The organism is Terrabacter sp. BE26 (genome assembly GCF_041941675.1).
GTDB lineage: Bacteria > Actinomycetota > Actinomycetes > Actinomycetales > Dermatophilaceae > Terrabacter.
Window position 1 is genome coordinate 3,774,413 of the sequence record NZ_CP090122.1, and the last position, 25,145, is coordinate 3,799,557.

Here is a 25,145-nt window from a genome sequence, read left to right on the forward strand (position 1 = left end):
GCTCACTCCTTGCTCGGTGCGGATGCGGCGGCTGCCTCGGCGGCTTTGCCGCTGCCGGTCTGCGCGTCGGCGCCCATGACGTCGGTGGAGGCGCTCTGGGCGGCGCGGGCCGGGTTGGTCTCGGTCACCCCGGGCGCCTTCGTGGCGGCGCCCCGGGCGGCCTTGATGGAGTCCTTCGCGGCCTTGACGACGGCCTCGGGGGTGAACCCGAACTGGCGGAACAGCGTGGCCTGGTCCGCGGAGGCGCCGAAGTGCTCGATGCTCACGCAGCGGCCGGCGTCACCGACCACGTCGTGCCAGCCCATCGAGACCCCCGCCTCGACGCTGACGCGAGCGCGGACTGCCGGGGGCAGGACCTTGTCCTGGTAGGAGCGGCTCTGCTTCTCGAACCATTCCCGGCAGGGCATCGACACGACGCGAGTCGCGATCTTCGACTTCTCGAGCCGCTCCGCGGCGCGGACGGCCAGCTGCACCTCGGACCCCGTGGCCACGAGGATGACGTCGGGGTCACCGGCCCGGGACTCCTCGACGAGGACGTACGCGCCCTTGGCCACCCCGCTCGTCGATCCGTACTTCTTCCGGTCCCACGTGGGCACCGGCTGGCGCGTCAGGCACAGGCCGGCGGGCCCGTTGCCGTTGGTGAGGATCTGAGCCCAGGCGGCGGCCGTCTCGTTGGCGTCCGCGGGACGAACGACGTCGAGTCCCGGGATCGCGCGCAGCGCGGCCAGGTGCTCGATCGGCTGGTGGGTGGGGCCGTCCTCGCCGAGGCCGATGGAGTCGTGCGTCCACACGTAGGTCACCGGGGCCTGCTGGATCGCGGCCAGGCGCACGGCAGGGCGCATGTAGTCGGAGAAGACGAGGAACGTACCGCCGTAGGGACGGGTGAGGCCCTCGAGCGCGATCCCGTTGAGGATCATGCCCATGCCGTTCTCACGGATGCCGAAGTGCAGGGTTCGACCGAACGGGCCGCCCTTCCACTCGCGCGTCTGCTTGCCCTGGGGGACGAAGGAGGGCTCACCCTCCATCGTCGTGTTGTTGGACTCGGCGAGGTCGGCCGAGCCGCCCCACAGCTCCGGCATGACGTCGGCCAGGGCGGCGAGCACCTTGCCAGAGGCCGCCCGGGTGGCCACGCCCTTCTCATCAGGGGGGAAGGTCGGCAACGCCTTGGCCAGGCCATCCGGGGCCCTGCCGGCGAGGATGCGGTCGAGCAGCGCCGCGCGGTCGGGGTTGGCCTTGCGCCAGGCCTTGAAGGACTTGTCCCACTCGCGGTGGGCGGCCTTGCCGCGCCGGACCACGTCGCGGGCGTTCTTGAGCACGGCGGGCTCGACGGTGAAGGACTTCTTCGGGTCGAAGCCGAGCAGCTCCTTGGTGGCGCCGATCTCCTCCTCGCCGAGGGCCGACCCGTGGGACTTGCCGGTGTTCTGCTTGGTGGGCGCGGGCCAGGCGATGATCGTGTGCAGCACGACGAGGGTCGGCTTGTCGGTGACCTTGTCGCCCGAGCGGATCGCGGTGAGGAGCGCGTCGACGTCCTCGACGTAGGCGGCGCCGTCGGCGTCCTTGCGCCAGTCGACCTCGACGACGTTCCAGCCGTACGCCTTGAAGCGCGCGCCCACGTCCTCGCTGAAGGCGATGTCGGTGTCGTCCTCGATGGAGATCTGGTTGGCGTCGTAGACGACGGTGAGGTTGCCGAGCTCCTGGTGGCCGGCGAGCGAGCACGCCTCGTGGCTCACGCCCTCCTGCATGTCGCCGTCGGAGGCGATGACGTAGACGTGGTGGTCGAACGGGCTCGTGCCGGGCTTGGCGTCCGGGTCGAAGAGGCCGCGCTGGCGGCGCTGGGCCATCGCCATGCCGACGGCCGAGGCCAGGCCCGAGCCGAGCGGCCCGGTCGTGATCTCGACTCCGGGGGTGTGGTGCACCTCGGGGTGGCCGGGGGTCTGGGAGCCCCAGGTGCGCAGCGCCTTGAGGTCGTCGAGCGACAGGCCGTAACCGCTGAGGTAGAGCTGGATGTACTGCGTCAGGCTCGAGTGCCCGGCGGAGAGCACGAAGCGGTCGCGCCCGAGCCAGGTCGGGTCGGAGGGGTCGTGCTTCAGCACGTTCTGGTAGAGCAGGTACGCGAGCGGCGCCAGCGACATCGCGGTGCCGGGGTGGCCGTTGCCGACCTTCTGGACGGCGTCTGCGGCCAGCAGCCGGACCGTGTCGACAGCGCGCACGTCGAGGTCGCTCCAGCCGGCTTTCTTGGCGACCGGCATCGGCAGACCCGGGTCGCGCTGTGCCAGCAAGCCCTTCGTGCTCGCAGTCTTGGAGGTGCGGGTGGGCGTGGTCGCCGTGGTGGCGGCGCTGGACGCGGCAGTGGGCACGGAACGGGTCTCCTTCGGCAGCGTTGATCGCGTACGGCCACGAGCCTAGTCCCCGCGTTGTGAGGCACGACACCTCGCCCAAGGGCCGGTACGCGGCCCTGCCGGCGCGGTGCGGGCCGTCGTCGTCGACGGTCTAGACTTGCGACGCAATGCTCCTTTACCCCCGGGTCGGAGCGACGTACCAGCGGTGAGGATCTTCGTGACAACGGTGGACCCCCGCGCCGACCTCTCGGCGCTGCACGGTCCGGACGGTAGTGGGCTGAAGTTCCTCGTCGGACAGTACGTGTCGCTGATGAAGCCGCGCATCATCGAGCTGCTCCTCATCACGACGATCCCAGTGATGTTCCTTGCGGACCAAGGGGTTCCGAACCTGTGGCTGGTCGTCGCGACCGTGCTGGGCGGCACGCTGTCCGCAGGCGCGGCCAACACCCTCAACTGCTACATCGACCGCGACATCGACGCCGTCATGCACCGCACGAGCCGCCGTCCGCTCGTGACCGGCACGGTCACGCCGCGGGGTGCGCTCGTCTTCGGGGTCGCGCTGGCCGTCGTGTCGACGCTGTGGCTGGGGCTGCTCGTCAACTGGCTCAGTGCCTGGCTGGCGCTGGCGGCGCTGCTCTTCTACGTCTTCGGCTACACCCTGCTGCTCAAGCGCCGCACGTCGCAGAACATCGTGTGGGGCGGCGCCGCCGGGTGCATGCCGGTGCTCATCGGCTGGTCAGCGGTCACCGGCTCCCTCAGCTGGTCCGCGTTCATCCTCTTCCTCGTCATCTTCTTCTGGACGCCGCCGCACTACTGGCCGCTGTCGATGCGCTACAAGGACGACTACGCCACGGCCCACGTGCCGATGCTGCCGGTGGTCGAGCGCTTCGTGGTCGTGGCGAGGCAGGTCGTCGCCTACTCGTGGGCCATGGTCCTGACGTCGCTCGCGCTCATCCCCGTCCAGCACGTCGGGTGGGTCTACACCGTCGCTGCGCTCGTCTCGGGAGCCCTGTTCCTCACCGAGGCGCACCGGCTCCTCAGGCGGGCGCGCGCGGGTGCGGCCGAGGACGTCCTCAAGCCGATGCGCCTGTTCCACTTCTCCATCACCTACCTCACGATCCTCTTCGTGGGTGTCGCGGTGGACCCGGTGTGGCACCTGCCGCTGCCCTTCTTCTCCTGACCCGGTCGAGCACACTCGCTCCCGTCCAGAGGGCGTATGCCGTCCGCGCGGCTCAGCCTGTCGGCGTGCCGTCCTCGAGGTAGAGCGTCCCGCCGGGGTGCTCGTGCAGGCTTCTGAGCAGGCGTTCGTTGTAGGGGGCGACCCGTCCGGCCCACTCATCGGGCCCGGTCCAGTGCACGGCCCGGATCTCCCGTTGCTGCAGTCGCGCCCGGTCGACCACCTCGGCGTCCACGGTGCCGAGGTCGAAGACGAAGGAGATCGCGTCCGCCCAGCCCAGCAGCGCCGGGAGCCAGTTGACCGCGAGGAGGCGGCCCGCGGTCACGGTCAGGTCGAGCTCTTCGCGGACCTCGCGCACCACGCAGGCGGCGGGCGACTCGTGCCGGTCCACGACGCCGCCGGGCAGGTCCCACTCGCGCTTGTAGACGAGCTCGCAGAGCAGGATCCCGCCGGTCGTCGAGCGGAGCACTCCCTGGGCGATGGCGCGCTTGGTGGGCAGCGTCGAGTCGAGCATCGCGGTGAAGCCCTCGCGCGAGTCGGGGTCCGCGTCACCGCGCCGCCGCCCGAGGACGAGGGTGTCCTGGGCGACCCCGGCGAGCCTCGCGTTGCCCCGGAGCAGTCCTTCCCGGCGCAGACCGGCCCGCAGCGCGGTGCGCACGGACGCGCGGTTGTCGGGGTTGACGTGCGCCTCGACGCGGTCGAGGCCCAGCGCCTCGAAGGACCACTGGGTCAGCAGCCGGACGGCCCGCCATCCCAGTCCGTGCCCGCGGAACGGCGCGTAGACGGCCCACGAGAGCACGCCCACCCCCGCGTCCTGCAGCCGCACGTCGACCGTCCCGGCCGCGTGGCCGCGCCACTCCACGAGGAACGTGACCTTGGACCGCTCGGCCCACTCGGTGCCCGTGCGCTCGATCCAGGACCGGTGCTCCTGCTCGGAGGGCTGCACCGCGGGGAAGTCGAACCATCGCGCGATCTCGTCGTCGTGCAGGTGCCGGGTGGCGTCGCTGTCCTCAAGCTGCCACGGGCGTAGCGCCAGCTCACCGTCACGCAGGGTCGGCTGGTCGGTCACGCCCCCAGCGTAGGGAGGGACGCAAGCCCGGTCAGACCGGGTGGCGTCTCGTCGACAGGACGCCGAAGCTCAGGGCCACGACGAGCAGGCTGGCGCCGAGCATGTGCACCAGCACCAGCAGCTCCGGGAGCCCGGTGAAGTACTGGACGTAGCCCACGACGCCCTGCGCCAGCGTGACCACGAGGACCATCGTCCAGGCGCGGCTCGCCTCCTCGGTGTGCGCGGTGATGCGCACGGCGACGAGCGTGGCGACGACGAGGCCGCAGAAGAGCATGACGGCGTCGGCGTGCATCCAGGAGACCAACCGCGGGTCGAAGCCTGTGCGTGCCGGACGCTCCGCATCGCCCGAGTGCGGACCGGAGCCGGTGACGATCGTGCCGAGCAGCAGGACGACGGCGCCCAGTCCGCTCGTGACCTGCGCGAGGGTGCGCGCGAGCGGGTGCACCACCAGCTCGCCGGGCCCGGACACCTCGTCCCGGGCGCCTCGGACGACCGCCGTGGAGAGCGCGACGAGGACCATGGAGAGCAGGAAGTGCCCCATCACGATCCAGGGGTTGAGGCCGGTGAGGACCGAGATCCCTCCGAGCACCGCCTGGGCGGGGATGCCGGCCAGCACGCCGATGGCAGCGAGGTGCAGGCGGCGGCGCGCGGGCCAGTGGGTCAGCACCGCCCACACCGTGGCAACGGCCAGGACGACCACCACGTAGGTGAGCAGGCGGTTCCCGAACTCGACGAGCTCGTGGTAGCCGCTCGCCGCGTGGCGCACCGGCGTGAACGAGCCCGGCTGGCACTCCGGCCAGGTGCTGCAGCCGAGGCCGCTGCCGGTCAGGCGCACGATGCCGCCGGTGACGACGATGCCGACCTCGGCGACGAGGTTCGCGAGCAGCAGGGGCCGCACCCAGCGGGGAGGTGCCGCAGGGAGCCGGCCGCCGAGGCGGGCGAGGCGACTGGGGCTCGTCCGGGGGGCGGCCTCGGTCACGGTGCGCGTGGAGGACACCCCGCAAGGGTATGCCGCCCGGTGTCGTTGTCCGAATCGCTGGGCAGGGCTGCTCCGGCCGCCCCGGAGGCTGCGCCCTCCCGCGGCCGGCGGCTCAGGCCAGGCCGTGCCAGACGACCGCGGAGCCGGCGTGCCCCGCCAGGACCACGGCGACGAGCGAGGCCACGGCGGCGAGCACGACGACCGTGCCGGCGAGCACGTCGACCGCGTGTCCGCGGCGAGACTCCTCGCCGGGGGGACGCAGGAACCACAGTGCGACCAGGGTCAGCACCATGAAGACCAGGCACACGACCTTGGCCCGGTCACCCCACTCGACGTGCTCCCCGAGCAGCTGCGCGTCGGTCGTGCCCGCTCGCACGCTGAGCACCCGGCGCTGCAGCGCCTCACCGCTCTGCGCTGCGACGAGGGCGGAGATCCCGGTGACGACCGCGCCCGCGGCGGTGGGCCAACGGAGCACCCCTCGCCACCCGGGGCGCACGACGTAGGCGATGGCGCACAGTGTCGAGAGCGGGACGAGCACGACGACCGCGTGGATCACCAGCGCGTGCATCGGCAGGCCGAAGATGTAGTCGAACACGTCCCCTCCAAGCGGTCGGCTGGCCCTCAGGTCCTCGCGAGCCAGGTGTCGTCGCCGTCCTGGCAGCAGGTGGCGTGGCTGCAGTCTCGCTGCTTCAGTCGTCGAAGCGGAAGAGACGCGCCGCGAGGGCGGTGGCGAGGACGCCCCACCCGAGGACGACGCCGAGGGCCGACAGGTTCAGCCGACCCTCGACGAGGGCCGACCGCAGGCCGTCGGCGAGACCCGCCGAGGGCAGCACGCTCGCGAGGTGGGAGAGCCCTGCGGGCAGCTCCGTGCGGGGCACGATGACGCCACCCAGCGCCAGCAGGACCACCCACACGAGGTTGGCCACCGCGAGCACGGCCTCGGCCCGCAGGGTGCCGGCGAGCAGAAGCGCGAGCGCCACGAAGGTCCACGTGCCCGCGAGGACGAAGAGGACGGCATACGGGATGCCGGAGGGCTGCGGGCGCCAGCCGAGGAGCAGGCCCAGGGCGCTGATGACGGCGAGCTGGACGGCCTCGACGACGAGCGTGGCCAGGACCTTGGCGGCCACGAGGCCGCCGCGCCCGAGCGGTGTCACGCCGAGGTAGCGCAGCACCGCGTATCGGCGGTCGAACCCCGTGGAGATCGCCTGCGCCGTGAAGGCGGAGGAGATGACGCACAGGGCGATGACGCCGGGCACCGCGAGGTCGATGCGCGACCCCGGGCCGAGGGACGGCGACGTCGTGGCGTGCAGCCCCACGAGGGCCATGACGGGCAGGACGAGGGAGACGAGGAGCTGTTCGCCGTTGCGGAGCAGGCTGCCGACCTCGAACCCGGCCTGCGCCAGGACGCGCCGCCTGGGGGAGGCGGCACGTGAGACCAACGGTGTCGCGGTGGCGTCGGAGGTGCTCACGCGGCTCCCCTGCGGGTCAGGCTGAAGTAGACGTCCTCGAGGGAGCGCCCGCCGGTCACCGACCCGGGGGTTCCCTCGGCGACGGTGCGTCCGGCGTCCATGATCACGAGGTGGTCGGCGAGCCGCTCGGCCTCCTCGAACGAGTGGGTCGTCACGATGACGGTGGTACCGGCATCGCGCTGCTCGGCGACGAGGTCCCAGACGTCCAGGCGGCCGTGCGGGTCCAGGCCCGCAGCCGGCTCGTCGAGGAAGAGCACCTCGGGCCTGCCGAGCAGCGCCGCGGCGAGGGCGAGCCGCTGCTTCTGCCCTCCGGAGAGGCGCCGGACGGTGGTCGAGGCGAAGTCGGTGACGCCGAGCCGCCGTGCGACCGCGTCGACCTCGACGGGCTCGGCGTAGAGGCGGGCGAGGTGGTGGAGCAGGCGCAGCGGCTTCGTGCCGTTGGGCAGGCCCCCGGCCTGGAGCATGACGCCGACACGGGCCCGGTGGTCGGCGCCGGCCTGCCACGGCTCGCTGCCGAGGACGCGTACGGTGCCGCTGTCGGGGCGCCCCAGCCCGACGGCGCACTCGATGGCGGTCGTCTTGCCGGCGCCGTTGGGGCCGAGCACCGCGGTGATGCGACCCGAGGGGGCCGACCACGTGAGGCCGTCGAGCGCCGCGACCGGGCCGAAGGAGCGGCGAAGGTCGGACAGTGTCACCGCGGCGGTCATGGCTCATGAGTCTAGGCTCGGGGCCAACGACCCACTCATGCGGCATGCATCCGCCTCGACCGACGGAGACCCCTCCCGTGAACACCCACCCAGCCGCCGCACGGCCCCTCACCGCCATGGCTGCCACGCCGCTGCCGTGCAGCGAGGCGAAGCTCCCGTGACCGGCGACACGACGTCGGAGGGGCGGTCACGCCGGCGCCACCGCGTGAGCCGGGGCATGCGGCTCGTCTCGGCGACGGGCGCCCGCGTCATCCCGCTCGAGCGGCTCAACCCGCGGGTGCGCGCCCGAGCCACCCTGCCGAGCCTGTTCACCCTCGGCAACATGCTGTGCGGGTTCTCCTCCGTGCTCCTGTCGTTCCAGGGCCATTTCCGCACCGCGGCCGTGCTCGTCGGCATCTCCATCGTCCTCGACATCTGCGACGGGGCCGTGGCCCGAGCCGTCGGGGCGATCACGCCGTTCGGCCTGCAGTTCGACTCCCTGGCCGACCTCATCTCCTTCGGCATCGCCCCGGCGGTCCTCGTCTACACGTGGGCGCTGCCGGCCTACCCCGTCTGGGCCTGGGCCGGGGCGATGTTCTGGCTGGCGTGCGCCGCCTATCGGCTGGCCCGCTTCAACGTCACCATCGACCCGCTCGCCGACAAGCGCTACTTCGTCGGTCTCGCCAGTCCCGGGGCGGCAGGCGTCGTGATCTCCACGGTGCTCGCCATCGGCGACCCGCTCTACGACTGGGCACCGCTCGTGCCGGTAGCAGCGGGCGTGGTGCCGGCGGCCTTGATGGCGTCGTCCTTCCGGTTCCGGTCCTTCCGCGACCTGCTCTCGCCGCGGCACCTGCGCATCACCGCGCCGCTCGCGGTCGTCATCGTGCTGGGCCTGGTCCTGTTTCCCGGTGCCACCGGCATGGCCCTGGCCTACGGCTACGTCCTCACCTGCCCGCTCGGGTGGGTGACCGCCCCGCTGCGCCGGCGCTGGTTCGGCGAGGGCGCGGTGGCTCCTCCGCGCACCCGGATGCCGTCGGTGATCATGCCCCCGGAGGCCGACGACGAGTCCGATGACCCGGAGGACTGCGAGGACGACCCCGACGGTCACGACGAAGGGCCCTACGGCCGGCCGGGCGTCCGCCACCGGCGGGGCGCAGGGGAGTCCTGACGCGTCCCGCGGCCCCTCGCGGCTCGTCGAGCCTGCGCCAGGGGGCCGAGGCCCCCCAGGCTCAGGCGCGGTGGCCGTTTGTGGCGGTACCAGCGGTAAGGACCGCCTAACTGGAGTGGCGCGCCCAATTACGTCACAATGGTGTGGTGTTTTTCGATGAGCGCCCCGCGCGGGTGGCGAAGGACGGCGAGGACGGCCAGCACGTCTCGCCGCTCGAGTCGCGCACGCGCTCGCGAGTGCTCCACATGGTCTCCGCCGACGGCCCCATCACGGCGGCCGAGCTGGGCCGCCACCTCGACCTGACGCCTGCAGCCGTCCGCCGCCACCTCGACGCGCTCGTCGAGCAGGGCGCAGTCGTCCCCCACGAGCCCACGGGTGGGCGCCGCGGCCGCGGACGCCCGGCGCGCGCGTACGTCGTCTCCGACGCCGGCCACAGCGCCCTCGAGGCCGACTACGACTCGCTCGCCGTCGAGGTGCTGCGCTACCTCGAGGTGCAGGGCGGCCCGTCCGCCGTCGCCGACTTCGCCCGCACGCGCGTCCATGCCCTGGAGGAGCGGTATGCCGCCCGCCTCGCCGCCGCCGGCGACGAGCCCGCCGCCCGCACCGAGGCGCTCGTCGAGGCGCTGAGCGAGGACGGCTTCGCAGCCACGGCCCGACCGGTCGGTGCCGGTGGCCTCACGGGGGTCCAGCTGTGCCAGGGCCACTGCCCGGTGCAGCACGTCGCAACCGAGTTCCCGGCCTTCTGCGAGGCCGAGACCGACGCGTTCTCACGACTGCTCGGCGTGCACGTCCAGCGCCTCGCCACCCTTGCCGGTGGGCACCACGTCTGCACGACGTTCGTCCCGACCGGCGGAATGGGCCTTCGGGCCCGGAAGACCTCGCCGCCCGCCGGTGTTGACCACCAGGACGCCACGAACCGCACCACCACCACACGAACCGACACGCTCACGCACGTTCAGGAAGGTTCCTCATGACCACCCACATCGAAGAGCTGAACCCCGGCCTCAAGGGCATCGGCACCTACGAGTACGGCTGGGCCGACGCGGACGTGGCCGGAGCCACCGCGCGTCGCGGGCTCAACGAGGAGGTCGTGCGCGACATCTCCGCCCGCAAGAACGAGCCGGAGTGGATGACGAAGCTGCGCCTCAAGGGCCTGTCCCTCTTCGGCAAGAAGCCCATGCCGGCGTGGGGCTCGGACCTCACCGGCATCGACTTCCAGAACATCAAGTACTTCGTGAAGTCCACCGAGAAGCAGGCGACCTCCTGGGAGGAGCTGCCCGAGGACATCCGCAACACCTACGACCGCCTCGGCATCCCGGAGGCCGAGAAGCAGCGCCTGGTCGCGGGTGTGGCCGCGCAGTACGAGTCCGAGGTCGTCTACCACCAGATCCGCGAGGACCTCGAGGCGCAGGGCGTCATCTTCCTCGACACCGACACGGCGCTGAAGGAGCACGAGGACCTCTTCCGCGAGCACTTCGCCACGGTGATCCCCGCCGGGGACAACAAGTTCGCCGCGCTCAACACGGCCGTCTGGTCCGGTGGCTCGTTCATCTACGTTCCCAAGGGTGTCCACGTCGACATCCCGCTCCAGGCGTACTTCCGCATCAACACCGAGAACATGGGCCAGTTCGAGCGGACCCTGATCATCGCCGACGAGGGCTCCTACGTGCACTACGTCGAGGGCTGCACGGCGCCGATCTACAAGTCCGACTCGCTGCACTCGGCCGTCGTCGAGATCATCGTCAAGAAGAACGCCCGCGTGCGCTACACGACGATCCAGAACTGGTCCAACAACGTCTACAACCTCGTCACCAAGCGCGCCACCTGCGAAGAGGGCGCGACCATGGAGTGGGTCGACGGCAACATCGGCTCCAAGGTGACGATGAAGTACCCCGCCGTCTTCCTGATGGGCGAGCACGCCAAGGGCGAGACCCTGTCGATCGCGTTCGCGGGCGAGGGCCAGCACCAGGACACCGGATCGAAGATGGTCCACGCGGCTCCCAACACGAAGAGCTCGATCATCAGCAAGTCCGTGGCCCGCGGGGGCGGCCGCGCGAGCTACCGCGGCCTCGTGCAGGTGCTCGAGGGCGCCTCGCACTCGGCCTCGACGGTGCGCTGCGACGCGCTGCTCGTCGACACGATCAGCCGCTCCGACACCTACCCCTACGTCGACATCCGCGAGGACGACGTCTCGATGGGCCACGAGGCCACGGTCTCCAAGGTGTCCGAGGACCAGCTGTTCTACCTGATGTCCCGCGGCATGGCCGAGGACGAGGCGATGGCGATGATCGTGCGCGGCTTCATCGAGCCGATCGCGCGCGAGCTGCCCATGGAGTACGCCCTCGAGCTCAATCGCCTCATCGAGCTGCAGATGGAAGGAGCCGTCGGCTGATGGGCCTCCTGGCTGACACGACCACCCATACGCCCGACATCCCCGAGACCCAGCAGAGCGAGACCACGGTGCCCGACGCCGCCCCCAGCACCACCACCACCCTGCCCGGCGCGACCGCCCACACCGACTCGGCCGCGGCCTTCGTGCCCGACCAGTCGCGCGCGGAGCGCACGGCGTCGTTCGACCTCGCCGACTTCCCGCTGCCCACGGGCCGCGAGGAGGACTGGCGCTTCACCCCCGTCAAGAAGCTGGCCGCCCTGCTGGCCGAGGGCGCCTCGGGCCGTCTCGACCTCGGCACGCAGCTGCCGGAGGGCGTCACGACGTCCACGATCGGCTCGGACGAGGCCCGGGCGCTCGGCGCCCTGCCCCCGCAGGACCGCGCCGCCGTCGTCGCCGGTGCCGCGGCCGACGGCGCGCTGCTGCTCGACATCCCGGCCGAGGCCGAGCTCGACCAGCCGCTGCGCATCTCGCTCTCCGGCCGCGACGGCGAGCCGGTGCACGGCCACCTCGTCGTGCGTGCCGGCCGCTTCTCGAAGGCGACGGTCGTCCTCGAGCACACCGGGACGGCCCGCTACTCGCAGCTCGTCTCCGCCGTCGCCGGCGACGGGTCGGACCTCACGGTGGTCTCCGTCCAGCGCTGGGACGGCGACGCGCAGCACCTGGCGCAGCACGACGCGCTCGTCGGCCGCGACGCGCGCTACCGGCACCTGTCGGTGACGCTCGGCGGCGAGGTCGTCCGCGTCAACGCCAACGTGCGCTACGCCGGCCCCGGGGGCGACGCGACGCTCCTCGGCGTCTACTTCGCCGACGCCGGCCAGCACCTCGAGCACCGCTCGTACATCGACCACAACGCCGCGCACTGCAAGAGCCGGGTCACCTACAAGGGCGCGCTCCAGGGCGAGACCGCCCGCACCGTGTGGGTCGGCGACGTGCTGATCCGCGCCGAGGCCGAGGGCACCGACACCTACGAGCTCAACCGCAACCTCGTGCTCACCGACGGCGCTCGCGCCGACTCGGTGCCGAACCTCGAGATCGAGACCGGCGAGATCAAGGGTGCCGGGCACGCTTCTGCCACGGGTCGGTTCGACGACCTGCAGCTGTTCTACCTCCAGTCGCGCGGCATCACCGAGGACGAGGCCAAGCGCCTCGTCGTGCGCGGCTTCTTCGCCGACATCGTCCGCGAGATCCCGCTCGCCGACCTGCGCGACGAGATCACCGCGGCGATCGAGGAGGAGCTCGCGTCGACGGCATACGCGACTCCCTCCCAGCAGACCCCCAGCACCCCCAGCAGCACGAACAAGGAGAACTGACCCATGAGCACGCTCGAGATCAAGGGACTGACGGTCTCGGTCGCGACCGAGGACGGCCCCAAGGAGATCCTGCGCGGGGTCGACCTCACCGTGAAGTCGGGGGAGACGCACGCGATCATGGGCCCCAACGGCTCCGGCAAGTCGACGCTCGCCTACAGCATCGCCGGCCACCCCAAGTACACCGTCACCGGCGGCACCGTGACCCTCGACGGCGAGGACGTCCTCGCGATGAGCGTCGACGCGCGGGCCCGCGCGGGCCTCTTCCTCGCGATGCAGTACCCCGTCGAGGTGCCGGGCGTCACGGTCAGCAACTTCCTGCGCACCGCCAAGACGGCCATCGACGGCGAGGCGCCCAAGCTGCGCACGTGGGTCAAGGACGTCAAGGAGGCCATGGGCAACCTGCGCATGGACCCCGTGTTCGCCGAGCGCAACGTCAACGAGGGCTTCTCCGGCGGCGAGAAGAAGCGCCACGAGATCCTCCAGATGGAGCTGCTCAAGCCCAAGGTGGCCATCCTCGACGAGACCGACTCCGGCCTCGACGTCGACGCGCTCAAGATCGTCTCCGAGGGCGTCAACCGCGCCAAGGACTCGAGCGACCTCGGCGTCCTGCTCATCACGCACTACACGCGCATCCTGCGCTACATCAAGCCCGACTTCGTCCACGTCTTCGTCGACGGCAAGGTTGTCGAGCAGGGCGGCCCCGAGCTGGCCGACCGCCTCGAGGACGAGGGCTACGACCGCTACCTCGGCGGCGCGCAGACGGAGCCGGCCGTGGCGACGCAGTCGGTGGAGGCCTGAGCCGAATGGCCGGCGTCCTGCCGTTCACGGACGGGGAGCTCGCCGCGATCCGCGGTGACTTCCCGATCCTGACGCGCACGGTGCGTGACGGCAGGCCGCTCGTCTACCTCGACTCCGGGGCGACGTCGCACAAGCCGGCCGCCGTGCTCGACGCCGAGCGGGCGTTCTACGAGCAGCACAACGCCGCCGTGCACCGGGGAGCCCACCAGCTCGCGGAGGAGGCGACCGATGACTTCGAGGCCGCACGCGCCACCATCGCGTCGTTCGTCGGCGCCCCGGCGCACGAGGTCGTCTTCACCAAGAACGCGACCGAGGCGCTCAACCTCGTCGCCTACGCGTTCTCCAACACCGCCCCGACCGACGAGCCCAAGGACGAGCGGTTCGTGCTGGGTCCCGGTGACGAGATCCTCGTCACCGAGATGGAGCACCACGCCAACCTCGTGCCCTGGCAGGAGCTGGCCCGCCGCACGGGGGCGACCCTTCGCTGGGTCGCGGTGGGCGCCGACGGCGCGCTCGACCTGTCACACCTCGACGACCTGCTGACGCAGCGCACCAAGGTCTTCGCGTTCACGCACGTCTCCAACGTGCTCGGCACCGTCAACCCGGTCACCGAGCTCGCGGAGCGGGCGCACGCCGTCGGCGCGCTCGTCGTCGTCGACGCCTGCCAGTCCGTGCCGCACCTCGCGGTCGACGTGGCCACGCTCGGCGCCGACTTCATCGCCTTCAGCGGCCACAAGATGTACGGCCCCATGGGGGTCGGCGTCCTCTGGGGCCGCTCCGAGCTGCTCGAGGTCATGCCGCCCTTCCTCACCGGCGGCTCCATGATCGAGCTCGTGACCATGGAGCGCTCGACCTACGCTCCGGCCCCGCAGAAGTTCGAGGCCGGGGTGCCCAACGCGGCGCAGGCGGTCGGCCTCGCGGCGGCCGTCCGGTGGGTCGAGCGCATCGGCATCGAGCGCATCCACGCGCATGAGGCCGCCCTCGTCGACCTGCTCATGCGCGGCCTCGCCGAGCGCCCGTGGGTGCGGGTCGTCGGGCCGCCGCTCGGCACGGGGCGTGGCGGCGCGGTCGCCTTCGTCGTCGAGGGCGTGCACGCCCACGACGTCGGCCAGGTGCTCGACGACGCCGGGGTCGCCGTACGCGTGGGGCACCACTGCGCGTGGCCGCTGCACCGCGCGCTCGGGGCGCCCGCGTCCACCCGGGCGTCCTTCGCGGTCCACAACACCGTGGCCGACGTCGAGGCGCTGCTCGCGGCGCTCGACCGGGTGCCCACCGTCTTCGGGCTCGAGACCGAGAGGGAGGCCAGCTGATGGACCTCTACCAGGAGCTCATCCTCGAGCACTCCAAGCGCCCGCACCACGCAGGGCTGCGCGAGCCGTTCGACGCCGAGGTGCACCACATCAACCCGACGTGCGGCGACGAGGTGACCCTGCGGGTCGACGTCACCGGCGTCGGACCCGACGCCGTGGTCTCCGACGTGTCGTATGCCGCCCAGGGCTGCTCGATCTCGGTGGCGAGCTCGTCCGTGCTCGCCGAGGAGGTCATCGGCCGCCCGGTCTCCGAGGCCCTCGAGACGTTCGAGGCGATGCGCGCCATGCTGACCTCTCGCGGCACGGTCACCGGCGACGAGGTCCTGATCGGTGACGGCGTGGCCTTCGCCGGCGTCTCGAAGTACCCCGCGCGCGTCAAGTGCGCCCTGCTCGGCTGGACCGCCTTCACCGACGCCCTGGCGCAGGCCGGCGTCGACATCTCGTCCACGAGTCCCTCGTCCCCGCAAGGAGTTTCGTCATGACCCAGACTTCCACCCCGCCCAACGTGGCCGATGTCGAGGAAGCGCTGCGCGACGTCGTCGACCCCGAGCTCGGCATCAACGTCGTGGACCTCGGGCTCGTCTACGGCATCACCGTCGACGCCCAGTTGCATGCCGTCATCGACATGACCCTCACCTCGGCCGCCTGCCCGCTGACCGACGTCATCGAGGACCAGACGGCCCAGGCGCTCGAGGGTCTCGTCACGACGCACCGGATCAACTGGGTGTGGATGCCGCCGTGGGGCCCCGACAAGATCACCGAGGACGGCCGCGAGCAGCTGCGCGCGCTCGGCTTCAACCTCTGACCGCCCACCGAACGCGCTCGTGACGACCCGCGTCATCGAGGTCGCGCCCGAGCGGTTCGACCGCTGGATGGCCGGATTCGCCGAGCGCCACGGGCCCTACGACGCCGCCGAGGAGTGCGCTCCAGGCGGCGTCGTCGTGTCCGCGCGCGCCGCCGACGGGTCCACGTGCGTGGCGACGCCGTTCGAGCACGACCCCCTGGGTGTCGTGCTCGTGCGCCGGGGAGGGTATGCCGTCGGGCTGGCCCGAGCCGGCGCGTTCGTCGGGTCGAAGGTCGGCACGCGGCACGTGCAGTCACGCACCGCGGCCGGGGGCTGGTCGCAGCAGCGGTTCGCCCGGCGCCGGGGCAAGCAGGCCGACGAGCTCGTCGACGCGGTGGTCCGGCACGCCCGACGGGTGCTCCTCGCCGACGACGAGTCACCGCGCGAGGGAGCCGACGGCATACCCCGTGGGCTGGTCGTCGGGGGAGACCGTGCGCTCGTGCGGGAGGTGCTCGGAGCAGGCGCGCTCAGGGCGCTGGCGGGCCTGCCGGTGCGCGAGCTCTACGACCTGCCTGACCCGAGGCGCGAGGTCTTGGAGACGGCCCTGCGCCGCGGTCGCGCCGTGCGGGTCGAGCTCACCGAGGTCGAGACCCGCCGGCCGCAGTGACGGCCGAGATCAGCTGACCGTCGGGACACCGAAGGTGTTGCACTGGTTGAGGTCGCCGGTCTCGTAGCCCTGCATGAACCAGTGCTGGCGTGCCTCCGCCGACCCGTGCGTCCACGTCTCCGGGGTGATCCGGCCCTGCGCCTTCCGCTGGATGCGGTCGTCGCCGACGGCGGCGGCGGCGGACAGCGCCGACTTGATGTCCTCCTGGGTGATGGGCTTGAGCAGCGGGGTCCCGCTCGCATCGGTTGTCTCCGTGGCGTGCTTGACCCACGTGCCGGCCAGGCAGTCGGCCATGAGCTCGATGCGCACCGAGCCGGAGTTGGGCCCCTGCGGGTCCTGCTGGGCCTTGTTCAGGATCCCGAGGAGGTCCTGGACGTGGTGGCCGTACTCGTGGGCGATGACGTACTCCTTGGCGAGCTGGCCGCCGTTGGCACCGAACTTGTCGCGCAGCTCCTGGAAGAAGCTGGCGTCGATGTAGACCTTGGCGTCGAGCGGGCAGTAGAAGGGCCCGACCTGCGAGTTGGCCGTGCCGCACTGCGACTGGGTCTGGCCCTGGTAGATGACCGTCTTCGCCGGCTCGTAGGTCACCTGGTACTTCGGCAGGGTCTTCGCCCAGTAGTCCTGGACGCTGTTCACCGTGGCGATGATCAGGCAGACGTCGTTCTTGTTGGCGTCCGCGCCCCTCTTGCACTGCGAGAACTGGTTCCGGTCGACCTGACCGCCGGCGGCCACCTGGTCGCTCTGCAGCTGCTGTGACGGCAGCCCGCCCGTCGTGCTGCCGCTGTCGCCACCGCCGCCGAGGATGTTGCCACCGCCGAAGATGAGGGCGAGGACCAGCAGGATGAGCCCGCCGATGCCACCGCCGACCTGGAGGCCACCGGGGAAGCCGCCGCCGCCCCCGAATCCTCCGCTGCCGCCGCTCTCGACCTGCGAGGTGTCGAGCTGCGCGTCGTCGTTGAAGCTCATGGTGCCGCTCCTCGGGGTCGGGACCGCAGGGCCAACCGGTCGGTTGGGATCACCCTATTGCGCGGCGAACGCGGCTCGTCTGCAGCCGTGTCGCACCCGTACCCGATGACTGCCGGCCTGCACCCCTGACTCGAGCGCGGCTTCGCGAGTCGTACCGCCCGGGTGGCCGGCGCGTGGTGGCAGGGAGAGCCCCCGGTGCTCGGCATCCCTCCACGTGAGCCGAGGACCGGGGGCTGTGCGAGCCCTAGCAGCGGGGCCGGACGCTGGGGAGCACGTGCCCCCTCTCTTGCACGTGCTCCGCCGCCACCGGCGGCTCGCCCTGTCCCAGATCTGCCCAGCCGCTGACTCGACCCGGTCATCCTCGGTGGTGACCGCGGACCTTCGGAATCCGTCGAGGGATGAACCCGCCCTCCCCCTGCGACGGACCGGCTGGTCCGGTTCGTCCGGTAGCGTCCGGTCGGCCTCGCCGCCCGTTCGGGTAAGAACGGGGTAGGGGTCCCACCGCCCGGACCGGAGAAGCACGAAGGAGGCCCGCATGCCGCTGACCGATGCCGCGGTGCGCGCGCTGCGCCATGCGGACCAGGTCATCCACGAGGCAGACCGTGCAGACGTGTTCGCCGTCTACGACGCCTGCCGGGCGGCCGCGGGCGCGATCGCGCAGGTGGACGACTTCTACGTGGCGTTGATCCGCGAGAGCGACCGACAGATCTCCTACCCCTACCTGTTCAGCAACGGCCGCTACCTCGAGGGCGGCACGCTGACGTACGGTCCTCGTGGAGTCGTGGGCTGGGTGGTCGCCTCGCGCAAGCCCTACCGGTTCGCCGACGACGAGGGCGCCCTGCTCAACCGTGGAGTGCGATTCGGCGACGGCGACTTCTCGGCCGACGCGGTCGTCGTGCCGATGGTCACCGAGGAGGGGGTGGTCGGGCTTCTCGGCGCCCTGTCGGACACCCCGGCCTCGCTCGGAGACGAGGTGGTGTCGGCCCTGACGTGGCTGGCCGGGCTCGTGCAGGACCGGATACTCGCCGTCAGCCCCCGCCGAGGTCTCAACCTCGGCATGGTCTACCCGGAGCTCGACGACACGGGCCGCGCGGGAGCGCTCATGGCCGTCAACCACGCGGCGACCACGCTCACCGAGCTGGCCGCGGAGATCGACGAGCTGCGGCAGACCCTGGCCCAGCACGACGGCGAGAGCCCGGTCGTGGAGCGCCTGAGCTCGTTCAGCCGGCGCTGTTTCGAGGTGCAGGCCACGATCGTGACGCGGCTCGGCATGCGGCCCGAGCACGGCGGTCCCGGGCAGGCGGGGCCCGACCCCCTCGACGGGCTCTCTCCTCGCGAGCGCGCCGTGGTGGCCCTGGTCACCGGCCCCGAGGGGGACCCCGGCAACGCGGGCATCGCCGAGGCGCTGAACATCGGGACGGCCACCGTGAAGACCCACATGGCGTCGGTCCTCGCGAAGCTGGGCCTCACCCACCGGAGCGAGCTGCGCTGGCTCGTGCTCGGCCGGCCCCGCACCGAGACCAGGGACGGCTGAGCCCGGCCCAGCCGTCAGGAGACGACGACGGCGTCCGGAGTGGTCGTCGTGAGCCGCATCCGGACCGGCACCTCGTCGCCGATCCGCGGCGGCGTCAGGCCGGCGGGCAGGGAGAGCAGGCTGCACTGCATGTGCGGCGGCTCGACGAACCGGGGCATCACCCCCGACACGGTGAAGGGTGAGCGCACCCGGTGGACGGCCTCGAGGACCCCCTCCGTGACCGCGATCGCGCGGGAACGCGCCGTTGCGGCCGGTGAGGGGCCTTCCATCGCGACCCCGTGGGAGGTGCCGCCGCTGACGACCACGAGGTGGCCGTCCGGGACAACTCGCTGGCGATAGCCGGCGCGGGTTCCCTTGGTGACCGGTCGCACGTCGAGGACGTGGGCCCGCACCTCGTAGGAGCCCTTGTCGGCGTACCAGAGGTCGGTGCCGATCCGGGGCCGGAACTCGTGCTCGGGGTGGCGGGCGGCCAGTGTGGCGAGCTCGGCCGCCGACACGTGCGAGACGAACCACGTGCGTATGCCGGGTGCGGCGGCGAGGAAGCGGGTGATCTCCTCGACGTGGCCCGTGCCGAGCGGCAGGTGCAGGGTGACCCCCACAGCGTCCGCGGCGCCGGCGAGCTGCGCCACGTCCCCGAGGGGGGTGCCGTAGCGGTTCATCGAGGTCAGCCCCTCGACGACGACGCGTGCCTCGCTCGCCAGGGCGCGCAGGCTCTCCAGGTCTGAGACGTCCGTGACGGTGTGCACGAGGCGCCGGTCGGCCAGCGCGGGCAGGTCGGCGTGCAGGGCCGGACGGTAGGGCTCCATGACGAGGACGTCGCCGCAGAACGCCGAGAGGGCGTCGGGCACCTCCACGTACGTGCCGACGGCGACCATGGGCACCTCGAGCCGCCGAGCCTCGGCGCACAGCAGGTCTCGGCCGAAGCCGTAGCCGTTGCCCTTCACGACCGGGACGACACCCGGGTGGTCTGCGACGAACCGGTCGTGGCCGGCTCTCCAGCGTTCACCGTCGACGTGCAGGACGAAGGGCACGAGCGCTCACCGCCGCTTCATGTAGAGGTCGAAAGCCTTGTAGAGCAACGGGTTCAGCGGCAGGTCCCACTCGCCGGCCAGGCGCACCGCCTCGCCGCCGGTGCCCACCTTGAAGCGGATGAGCCCGATGTGCGGGTTGTCGGTGTCGACCGTGTTGGTGATGCCGCGCAGGTCGTAGACGGTGGCGCCGGCCGCGATCGAGTCCTGCATCATCCGCCACTGGATCGCCGTCGAGCCCTGCAGCTCGCGCTTGGCCGAGGTCGAGGCGCCGTAGGAGTACCACGCGTGCTCACCGACCCGGATGTAGACGGTCGCGGCGAGCACGTCGCCGTCGTGCTCGGCCAGGTAGACGCGGATGCGGTCGGGGTCCTCGGCGGCGAGCGCGGCATGCATGCGCTGGAAGTACTCGAGCCCGCGAGGCGTGAAGCGGTCACGCTCCGCGGTCTCCACGTAGGTGCGGTGGAAGGCCGGGAGGTCCGTGGCGTCGCCGACGCGGACCTTGACGCCGTTCTTGGTGGTCTTCTTGATGTTGCGCCGCCACAGCTGGTTCATGCCGGCCAGCACGTCCGCCTCGGTGCGTCCCGCGAGCGGCACCTGGAAGACGTACTCGGGCTGGCCGGCGGCGAAGCCGTCCTCCGGGCTCAGGTGGCGGAACCCGAGGCGCTGCAGCTGCGCGACGACCGCCGCGCCCACGGGCTCGACGACATCGGGGGTCGCCTCGTCGTAGCGGCGGATGGCGGGGTCGGCGATGGCGTCCTTGATCGTGGCGGTGCCCCAGCGGTGCGTCGCCACGGGTGGCCCGAGGCGCAGCGCGAAGGCACCCTTGGCCTTGAGGTGGTCGCGCAGGGCACGCAGCAGCTCGACGAGCCGCGGGGAGGACCAGTCGATGCACGGTCCTTCAGGCACGTAGGCGAGCGAGCGCCTGATGCGGGGGAGCGAGCGGTGCAGCACGAGGGCTGCCCCGACCATCTGCTCGCCCTCGAACCAGCCCACCGACTCGGCGCGCCACTCCCGTTTCACCTCGGCCCAGGCCGGCGTCTGCAGGAAGCTCGCGGACGGCTGGGTCCGCAGCCACGCGAGGTGCTCGGCTGCGGTGATGTCTCGAACGGTGATGGGCGCGTTCACGCTGGGCCACGCTACCGGAGGCGCGCGGGGCGGCCCGCACGCCTCGCCCGCGCGGACGGCATACCGGGCAGCGGCCCTGTTGACTTTCACCGTGGTGGAGGGCCCACTCTTCTGCTTATGCCCACGGCTCTCGTTCCCGACCGACACGCGCCGCCCGGCTATTCCGACGTGCTCCTGACAATCGGGGAGGTCACCCGTCGCAGCGGCCAGAACGCCAGCGCCTTCCGCTTCTACGGACCGGGGAGTGCTGGTGCCCCACGGACGTCGACGCCCTGACCGAGTACGGCAGATATGCCGTCACGCAGGTCCGCGCCGGGGGCTTGCTCGCATCGCTGCGCCTCCGGGATATCGCGCGCGCACCCTGGGCGCCCTCCGAGCGTCACTCCGCCGCGGCCGCGAGCGGCCGAAGCCCTGGTGCGGGTGACCAAGCTGCCCGAGGCACTGAGGTCGGTGCCGGACGGGCCGGACCTGAGCGTGCTCACGGGGATCCTGGGAAGCAGGTGGCCGGCTCTGAGCCCCCGTGAGTCGCCACTCGGCTCGCGATCTTGTGGGCTGCGTTCCAGGGCTCCAGTGCCACAGGGACGTCCTGGCGGCGGCCGTCGTCCCCCGAGCGGCGACCACTGCGGCGATAGTTCGACGACCCGCCGTTGAGGAGATCTGAATCAACGAGCCTGGCAAGACCCGCTAGACCTCCTCGGCCGGGATGTGGCCACCATGACGGCTACTGCAGACCCTCGGTCGCAGGAGATTGAACGACGGCGCTCAGCCTCCTCTGCGCGAGTGGCTCGCCGACTTGCTAGGTTGTCACCTTGGGCAACGGCGCGAAACGGAGGCACGGAGAAATTCACAGCCGACTCCCGTCCTCGACGCCGCCGGAGCAGCCGGCCCCGGCCAGTGGCGCGGTGGGGGGCACCCGCGGATGCCGTCAATGGGCTAGGCCAGGCAGGAGGCGCCAAGTGTTGCCGCCAAGCGGCTGACTCACGGGCGGCGTCGCCTTGTGTTGTCAGATTTGCCGCGTCCTCACGGGATCTGACCTTGGGGAAGGACAGGGACGCCAGCGCAACTGGTGGATTCGGCCGCTTAGAGGGCAGACGTCCTAGACGTCGCGCGTTTCTCCAATATCAATGTGGGTGACGGTTGCCCATGCGTTTGGGGCACGCGCGAAGGACTTAGACACTTCACCTCCACCCCTCACCCGGAAGTTTCCTCGTCGTCAACGCCCATGTGTCACCAACGTGACACCTAGGCTACCGGGTCGTTGGAGGCGGTGATGAAGCGTACGACGGCCTCCATGACCCCGTGTCGGCCGTCGATATCGAGCCACGCCCATTGTCCGTTTGCGTTGACCTCTAGGAAGACGACGTCCCGGCAGTCGGCGTCATGGGCGAGGAGATCCAGGCGCCCGAAGCGCAGCTCAAGATCTGCCATGGTATCCCGAAGCGCCTTCTCGACACCTGCGGAAAGGGTCACAGGCCGCCATCCACTATCGGCTAGCTGCGTACCGATCGCCTCGCGCCAGTCCAGCCCCGGCAGGAAAGCGCGTTCGAGGAGAAATCCAAAGCAAACGCCATTCACATAGACGACGGTCAGATCATATGGAGCGTCGATCAACTCCTGTACGAGCCATGGCCAGCCGTCGGCGAGATCGCCGGGATCCACCGCTCTCGTAAACATCACACGGTCCGGTGGTCCGCTGTAAGGGATAGGCTGGCCTGCCATGCTTTTGACGACCCAGCGTCTCCCGCACCAGTTCCCCCTAGACGGCGTGCTGGTGTAAACCCAATTCGGCGTAGTGAGATGTCGGGAAGCGGTCCGAAGCTGGTGGAACCGATCGGTCCGAGCCAGCCGCTCCGGGTCTACCAGCAGCTTCTCCGGGGCTTGGCGGCGCACTTCGCCCAATATTGCTGTCACTCCGGCTCGGAACTCCTGAAATCCGTACCATCGTTCCCCTTGAGTACGGGAAACTGAGGGCACCGGCTTGCGCCAGAGGATGTTCCCGAGCGTGGTGTTCGTAACCTCCCGCCCGTACCGGTCTGAGAGGCGGAACCCATGCGCGTCTATCTCGATGTCGTACTGTTCCCATGCCTCCCAGTTGACGCGCAGCACCTGACCTCCGAGTCGTTCGCAGAGCAGGTGAGCCGTGGCGTCTTCCGCTGAGGTGATCACCAGGTGCACCAGTGACTCCCTCCGACGTTTCGGCAGCCAGATCGCTCAGTGGAAACGGGGGGCCGCCGGTCGCGGCCATTCAGTCGTCGCCTTGCAGCCCGTCGTTGTCTACCGAGCGCCCGGAGGAGTCATATGTGGCGGTCGTGTGGCAGTGGGTGAATAGCATTCGCATTGGATCTGCGGGGCCGCTGGTCTGTGACGCCGGGTCGTACGTTGGTTGCTCCAAGTCGGAGATGGTGAACGGCTCGCGGGCGAGGTCGCGTGGGGTAAGCCCACGTCCTGCCGTTGATGATAGCGGAGGTGCGCTCATGAGGATGACCTTTCTGCATATAAAGGAGGCGAGTGACGGGCGAACGCACAGTGTCGGGATGGCGCGGCGGGACAATTTACGCGAATCTCCTTATGATCTTGGTAATTAGGATCATTCCGTAAAGGTAGACCGCCACTATCACGTAGCCGGTGACCGCGCCCACGCCGACGACCCGGCGACTAACCGGGGGCAAGTCGTACCAATTGTAGTGCCCGAAATGCGTTAGTGCCCATACGGCGATTCCGAGCGCAATGGACAACACTCCAAAAATGACCCCGGCTATGCCGCCGAAGAAGCACAGGCCAAAGCCTAGGATCACCAGGGCCGAACCCGCCCAACGCACTCGGATGCCGTCCAGTGGTGAAATTCCACGGAACGTCAGAGGCAACTGTTGTGGGGTGTCTTGGGTGGACATAATGTGCCTCCCTGGATGACATGGATGCCAAATGGACCTTGGCTCCTGTCGGAAACAAGTCTAGGAGCCTCAACAACCCCGCCGCAATGCTCCCAGCGGTCGGATGCGCGGGATCCGCACGGAGGTTGGGGACGTTTCAAGACCATCATGGGTGAGCTGCTCGGCGTCCCGTATATACAAGGAGGGATTCCTAGCTAAATGTTGAAGATGCTCGACTTCGGGGTGTTTCTCCCTTGACAGGCGTCCTAGTGCCGCGACTGCACGTGCACGAACTGGATCTCCATACCGTCGCTCTCCGTCAGGAACTGTGGCCGCTCGTTTAGCTGCGCTTGGACGCGGCCGAGGTCCGGTGAGGGGCGCGCAGTGATCGGTCCAGGTACCGCCACCAGTCCGAGCTCGGCATACGGTGCCGCCATGTCGCCGCATGCATGGCCATGACGCCTCACAGCGGTACGCGCGTAGGAACTAGCTGAGGGGCATTCCGGCTGGCACCACTCGCAGACCGTCGGTTCACCAGCCAGACCCTCCTGCTGCATGGGGCTGGCCCAGCGCGCGATCGACGAGAAGGGCAACCTGCGCAGCGGTAGGTGGGGCAGAGCGATGGTGCCGGCCGAAGACCACGCCGAGTATTGCTGACCACCAGCCCGCAACCGATGGCGTGGCCTGCGGCGGCGTCGAGCTGGAAGGCTGTGCCGTCGTGCCGAGAAGCAGTCCAACCTCTACTAGATGGGTTTACCTATACCTATGGGACCTCAAAGAAGGGGTTGGTCAAGTCAAGCACCACCGCAGCCGCGGCCGCGCCAAAGTCGTCGCCCCGGTAGGTCGCGGCCGGGGCGGCTCCGAGCGATCCCGCGAACGGCCCCTTCCAGATCCTGCTGCGGTCCAACGTCGCGTTCGGCAGGAAGCCGATATCAGCCAGGAACGCGGGATGCCAGAGCCCGCCGCCGGGCTGCCAGGGGTTGTCCCGCCGGTACATGGCATCGTTCCTGCCGCCCTCCACCGTCCCCTCTACAGTCCCGACTTCGACTCCGACTACCCGCCGGAGGCCAGGGCCCTCAAACGGTGTCCGGAGCCCACGCCGATGGGCCGTGCTGAGCCACACCATCCCGTCCCGATAGGTGCCGGCGACGGTGCCGCGGTCGACGGGGCCGCTCCACACCATGCCGTCGCGGTAGGCCGCCGCCGGGCTGCCCCGCGATCCGACCCCGCCCATCCACACGAAGCCAGTTTCCTCGGCGGGCGCGACCCAGTGGCCAACCACATCGACAACGACGCGTTCGCCACTGACGCCCATCAGGACGAGACGGTCCCAGAGGACGCCGGGCAGGACCGGCGGGGTGACCCGCACGCGCAGGTGGGTGGGTTCGGGGCCGAACTGCTGCGGCTTCACGGTGACCGCGTCCGAGCCGGGGAGCACGCGTCCGGGGCCTCCGCGCATCGTGAGGGTGGC

23 protein-coding genes are annotated in these 25,145 nt (G+C 70.7%); 11 read left to right on the forward strand and 12 right to left on the reverse strand.

The genetic code is table 11. From position 1 onward, the window contains the following. Positions 1-2 precede the first annotated feature (2 nt). A complete protein-coding gene (gene tkt / locus LQK93_RS17180) occupies positions 3-2,357 on the reverse strand; it encodes a transketolase (RefSeq protein WP_374968977.1) in 2,355 nt (784 codons plus the stop codon). A gap of 199 nt (positions 2,358-2,556) precedes the next feature. Here tkt and LQK93_RS17185 point away from each other — a divergent pair, with 199 nt between their 5' ends. Next, positions 2,557-3,519, forward strand: coding sequence for a heme o synthase (locus LQK93_RS17185; protein ID WP_374968978.1), 963 nt, complete (start codon positions 2,557-2,559; stop codon positions 3,517-3,519). A 52-nt stretch (positions 3,520-3,571) separates the two neighbouring features. On the opposite strand, the gene LQK93_RS17190 is transcribed toward LQK93_RS17185, so the two are convergent. From LQK93_RS17190 to LQK93_RS17210, 5 genes are all read right to left on the reverse strand, one after another. After that, positions 3,572-4,585, reverse strand: a complete 1,014-nt coding sequence (locus LQK93_RS17190; protein ID WP_374968979.1) for a GNAT family N-acetyltransferase — start codon at positions 4,583-4,585, stop codon at positions 3,572-3,574. Positions 4,586-4,616: 31 nt separating this feature from the next. After that, positions 4,617-5,582 carry a heme A synthase gene (locus tag LQK93_RS17195; RefSeq protein ID WP_374968980.1) on the reverse strand — a complete coding sequence of 322 codons (966 nt, stop codon included), beginning with the start codon at positions 5,580-5,582 and terminating at the stop codon, positions 4,617-4,619. Between the two features lie 94 nt (positions 5,583-5,676). Next, positions 5,677-6,159, reverse strand: a complete 483-nt coding sequence (locus tag LQK93_RS17200) for a DUF2231 domain-containing protein (protein WP_374968981.1) — start codon at positions 6,157-6,159, stop codon at positions 5,677-5,679. A gap of 94 nt (positions 6,160-6,253) precedes the next feature. Then, positions 6,254-7,033 carry an ABC transporter permease gene (locus LQK93_RS17205; RefSeq protein WP_374968982.1) on the reverse strand — a complete coding sequence of 260 codons (780 nt, stop codon included), beginning with the start codon at positions 7,031-7,033 and terminating at the stop codon, positions 6,254-6,256. Beyond that, the gene (locus LQK93_RS17210; protein WP_374968983.1) at positions 7,030-7,740 is read right to left on the reverse strand and encodes an ABC transporter ATP-binding protein; all 711 of its coding nucleotides are present in this window, start codon (positions 7,738-7,740) and stop codon (positions 7,030-7,032) included. The genes LQK93_RS17205 and LQK93_RS17210 overlap by 4 nt, the downstream gene beginning before the upstream one ends. A gap of 157 nt (positions 7,741-7,897) precedes the next feature. Here LQK93_RS17210 and LQK93_RS17215 point away from each other — a divergent pair, with 157 nt between their 5' ends. The 9 genes from LQK93_RS17215 (at position 7,898) to LQK93_RS17255 (ending at position 16,148) form a co-directional block, all read left to right on the forward strand. After that, positions 7,898-8,887 carry a CDP-alcohol phosphatidyltransferase family protein gene (locus LQK93_RS17215; RefSeq protein WP_374968984.1) on the forward strand — a complete coding sequence of 330 codons (990 nt, stop codon included), beginning with the start codon at positions 7,898-7,900 and terminating at the stop codon, positions 8,885-8,887. 146 nt (positions 8,888-9,033) lie between these two features. Then, positions 9,034-9,861 (forward strand): helix-turn-helix transcriptional regulator, encoded by an 828-nt coding sequence (locus LQK93_RS17220; protein ID WP_374968985.1) that lies wholly within the window; start codon positions 9,034-9,036, stop codon positions 9,859-9,861. Then, positions 9,858-11,279 carry a Fe-S cluster assembly protein SufB gene (sufB, locus tag LQK93_RS17225; protein WP_374968986.1) on the forward strand — a complete coding sequence of 474 codons (1,422 nt, stop codon included), beginning with the start codon at positions 9,858-9,860 and terminating at the stop codon, positions 11,277-11,279. Before LQK93_RS17220 ends, sufB begins: the two co-directional genes overlap by 4 nt. A gap of 8 nt (positions 11,280-11,287) precedes the next feature. Then, a complete protein-coding gene (sufD, locus tag LQK93_RS17230; RefSeq protein ID WP_374971537.1) occupies positions 11,288-12,589 on the forward strand; it encodes a Fe-S cluster assembly protein SufD in 1,302 nt (433 codons plus the stop codon). Positions 12,590-12,592: 3 nt separating this feature from the next. Continuing rightward, positions 12,593-13,387, forward strand: a complete 795-nt coding sequence (gene sufC / locus LQK93_RS17235; RefSeq protein ID WP_374968987.1) for a Fe-S cluster assembly ATPase SufC — start codon at positions 12,593-12,595, stop codon at positions 13,385-13,387. 5 nt (positions 13,388-13,392) lie between these two features. Next, positions 13,393-14,697 (forward strand): SufS family cysteine desulfurase, encoded by a 1,305-nt coding sequence (locus LQK93_RS17240; protein WP_374968988.1) that lies wholly within the window; start codon positions 13,393-13,395, stop codon positions 14,695-14,697. Beyond that, positions 14,697-15,179: a Fe-S cluster assembly sulfur transfer protein SufU gene (gene sufU / locus LQK93_RS17245; protein WP_374968989.1), complete on the forward strand. Its 483-nt coding sequence runs from the start codon at positions 14,697-14,699 to the stop codon at positions 15,177-15,179. The genes LQK93_RS17240 and sufU overlap by 1 nt, the downstream gene beginning before the upstream one ends. Continuing rightward, the gene (locus LQK93_RS17250; protein ID WP_374968990.1) at positions 15,176-15,502 is read left to right on the forward strand and encodes a metal-sulfur cluster assembly factor; all 327 of its coding nucleotides are present in this window, start codon (positions 15,176-15,178) and stop codon (positions 15,500-15,502) included. Before sufU ends, LQK93_RS17250 begins: the two co-directional genes overlap by 4 nt. A gap of 19 nt (positions 15,503-15,521) precedes the next feature. Beyond that, entirely contained in the window at positions 15,522-16,148 is a 627-nt protein-coding gene (locus tag LQK93_RS17255; RefSeq protein ID WP_374968991.1) for an acVLRF1 family peptidyl-tRNA hydrolase, read from the forward strand. A gap of 9 nt (positions 16,149-16,157) precedes the next feature. On the opposite strand, the gene LQK93_RS17260 is transcribed toward LQK93_RS17255, so the two are convergent. Beyond that, a complete protein-coding gene (locus LQK93_RS17260; protein ID WP_374968992.1) occupies positions 16,158-17,114 on the reverse strand; it encodes a neutral zinc metallopeptidase in 957 nt (318 codons plus the stop codon). A 535-nt stretch (positions 17,115-17,649) separates the two neighbouring features. On the opposite strand from LQK93_RS17260, the gene LQK93_RS17265 reads away from it, so the two are divergent. Then, positions 17,650-18,648, forward strand: a complete 999-nt coding sequence (locus LQK93_RS17265) for a LuxR C-terminal-related transcriptional regulator (protein WP_374968993.1) — start codon at positions 17,650-17,652, stop codon at positions 18,646-18,648. Positions 18,649-18,662: 14 nt separating this feature from the next. On the opposite strand, the gene LQK93_RS17270 is transcribed toward LQK93_RS17265, so the two are convergent. The 5 genes from LQK93_RS17270 to LQK93_RS17290 all read right to left on the reverse strand — a co-directional run bounded on the left by LQK93_RS17270 (position 18,663) and on the right by LQK93_RS17290 (position 25,085). Next, entirely contained in the window at positions 18,663-19,679 is a 1,017-nt protein-coding gene (locus LQK93_RS17270; protein WP_374968994.1) for an alanine racemase, read from the reverse strand. A gap of 6 nt (positions 19,680-19,685) precedes the next feature. Further along, complete coding sequence (locus LQK93_RS17275; RefSeq protein WP_374968995.1) at positions 19,686-20,804, reverse strand: lipid II:glycine glycyltransferase FemX; 1,119 nt, start codon at positions 20,802-20,804, stop codon at positions 19,686-19,688. A gap of 1,242 nt (positions 20,805-22,046) precedes the next feature. Then, positions 22,047-22,979, reverse strand: coding sequence for a hypothetical protein (locus LQK93_RS17280; protein WP_374968996.1), 933 nt, complete (start codon positions 22,977-22,979; stop codon positions 22,047-22,049). A 377-nt stretch (positions 22,980-23,356) separates the two neighbouring features. Further along, on the reverse strand, positions 23,357-23,695 hold the full coding sequence (locus LQK93_RS17285; RefSeq protein WP_374968997.1) for a hypothetical protein: 339 nt from the start codon (positions 23,693-23,695) through the stop codon (positions 23,357-23,359). Between the two features lie 742 nt (positions 23,696-24,437). Further along, positions 24,438-25,085 (reverse strand): hypothetical protein, encoded by a 648-nt coding sequence (locus LQK93_RS17290; RefSeq protein WP_374968998.1) that lies wholly within the window; start codon positions 25,083-25,085, stop codon positions 24,438-24,440. Positions 25,086-25,145: the final 60 nt, after the last annotated feature.

What these genes read in the sequence shown, in the direction of transcription:
- sufB (WP_374968986.1), top strand. Translation starts at nt 9,858, where the DNA reads ATGACCACCCACATCGAAGAGCTGAACCCCGGCCTCAAGGGCATCGGC.
- LQK93_RS17260 (WP_374968992.1), bottom strand. Translation starts at nt 17,114, where the DNA reads ATGAGCTTCAACGACGACGCGCAGCTCGACACCTCGCAGGTCGAGAGC.
- sufU (WP_374968989.1), top strand. Translation starts at nt 14,697, where the DNA reads ATGGACCTCTACCAGGAGCTCATCCTCGAGCACTCCAAGCGCCCGCAC.
- LQK93_RS17210 (WP_374968983.1), bottom strand. Translation starts at nt 7,740, where the DNA reads ATGACCGCCGCGGTGACACTGTCCGACCTTCGCCGCTCCTTCGGCCCG.
- LQK93_RS17285 (WP_374968997.1), bottom strand. Translation starts at nt 23,695, where the DNA reads ATGTCCACCCAAGACACCCCACAACAGTTGCCTCTGACGTTCCGTGGA.
- sufC (WP_374968987.1), top strand. Translation starts at nt 12,593, where the DNA reads ATGAGCACGCTCGAGATCAAGGGACTGACGGTCTCGGTCGCGACCGAG.
- LQK93_RS17250 (WP_374968990.1), top strand. Translation starts at nt 15,176, where the DNA reads ATGACCCAGACTTCCACCCCGCCCAACGTGGCCGATGTCGAGGAAGCG.
- LQK93_RS17265 (WP_374968993.1), top strand. Translation starts at nt 17,650, where the DNA reads ATGCCGCTGACCGATGCCGCGGTGCGCGCGCTGCGCCATGCGGACCAG.
- LQK93_RS17240 (WP_374968988.1), top strand. Translation starts at nt 13,393, where the DNA reads ATGGCCGGCGTCCTGCCGTTCACGGACGGGGAGCTCGCCGCGATCCGC.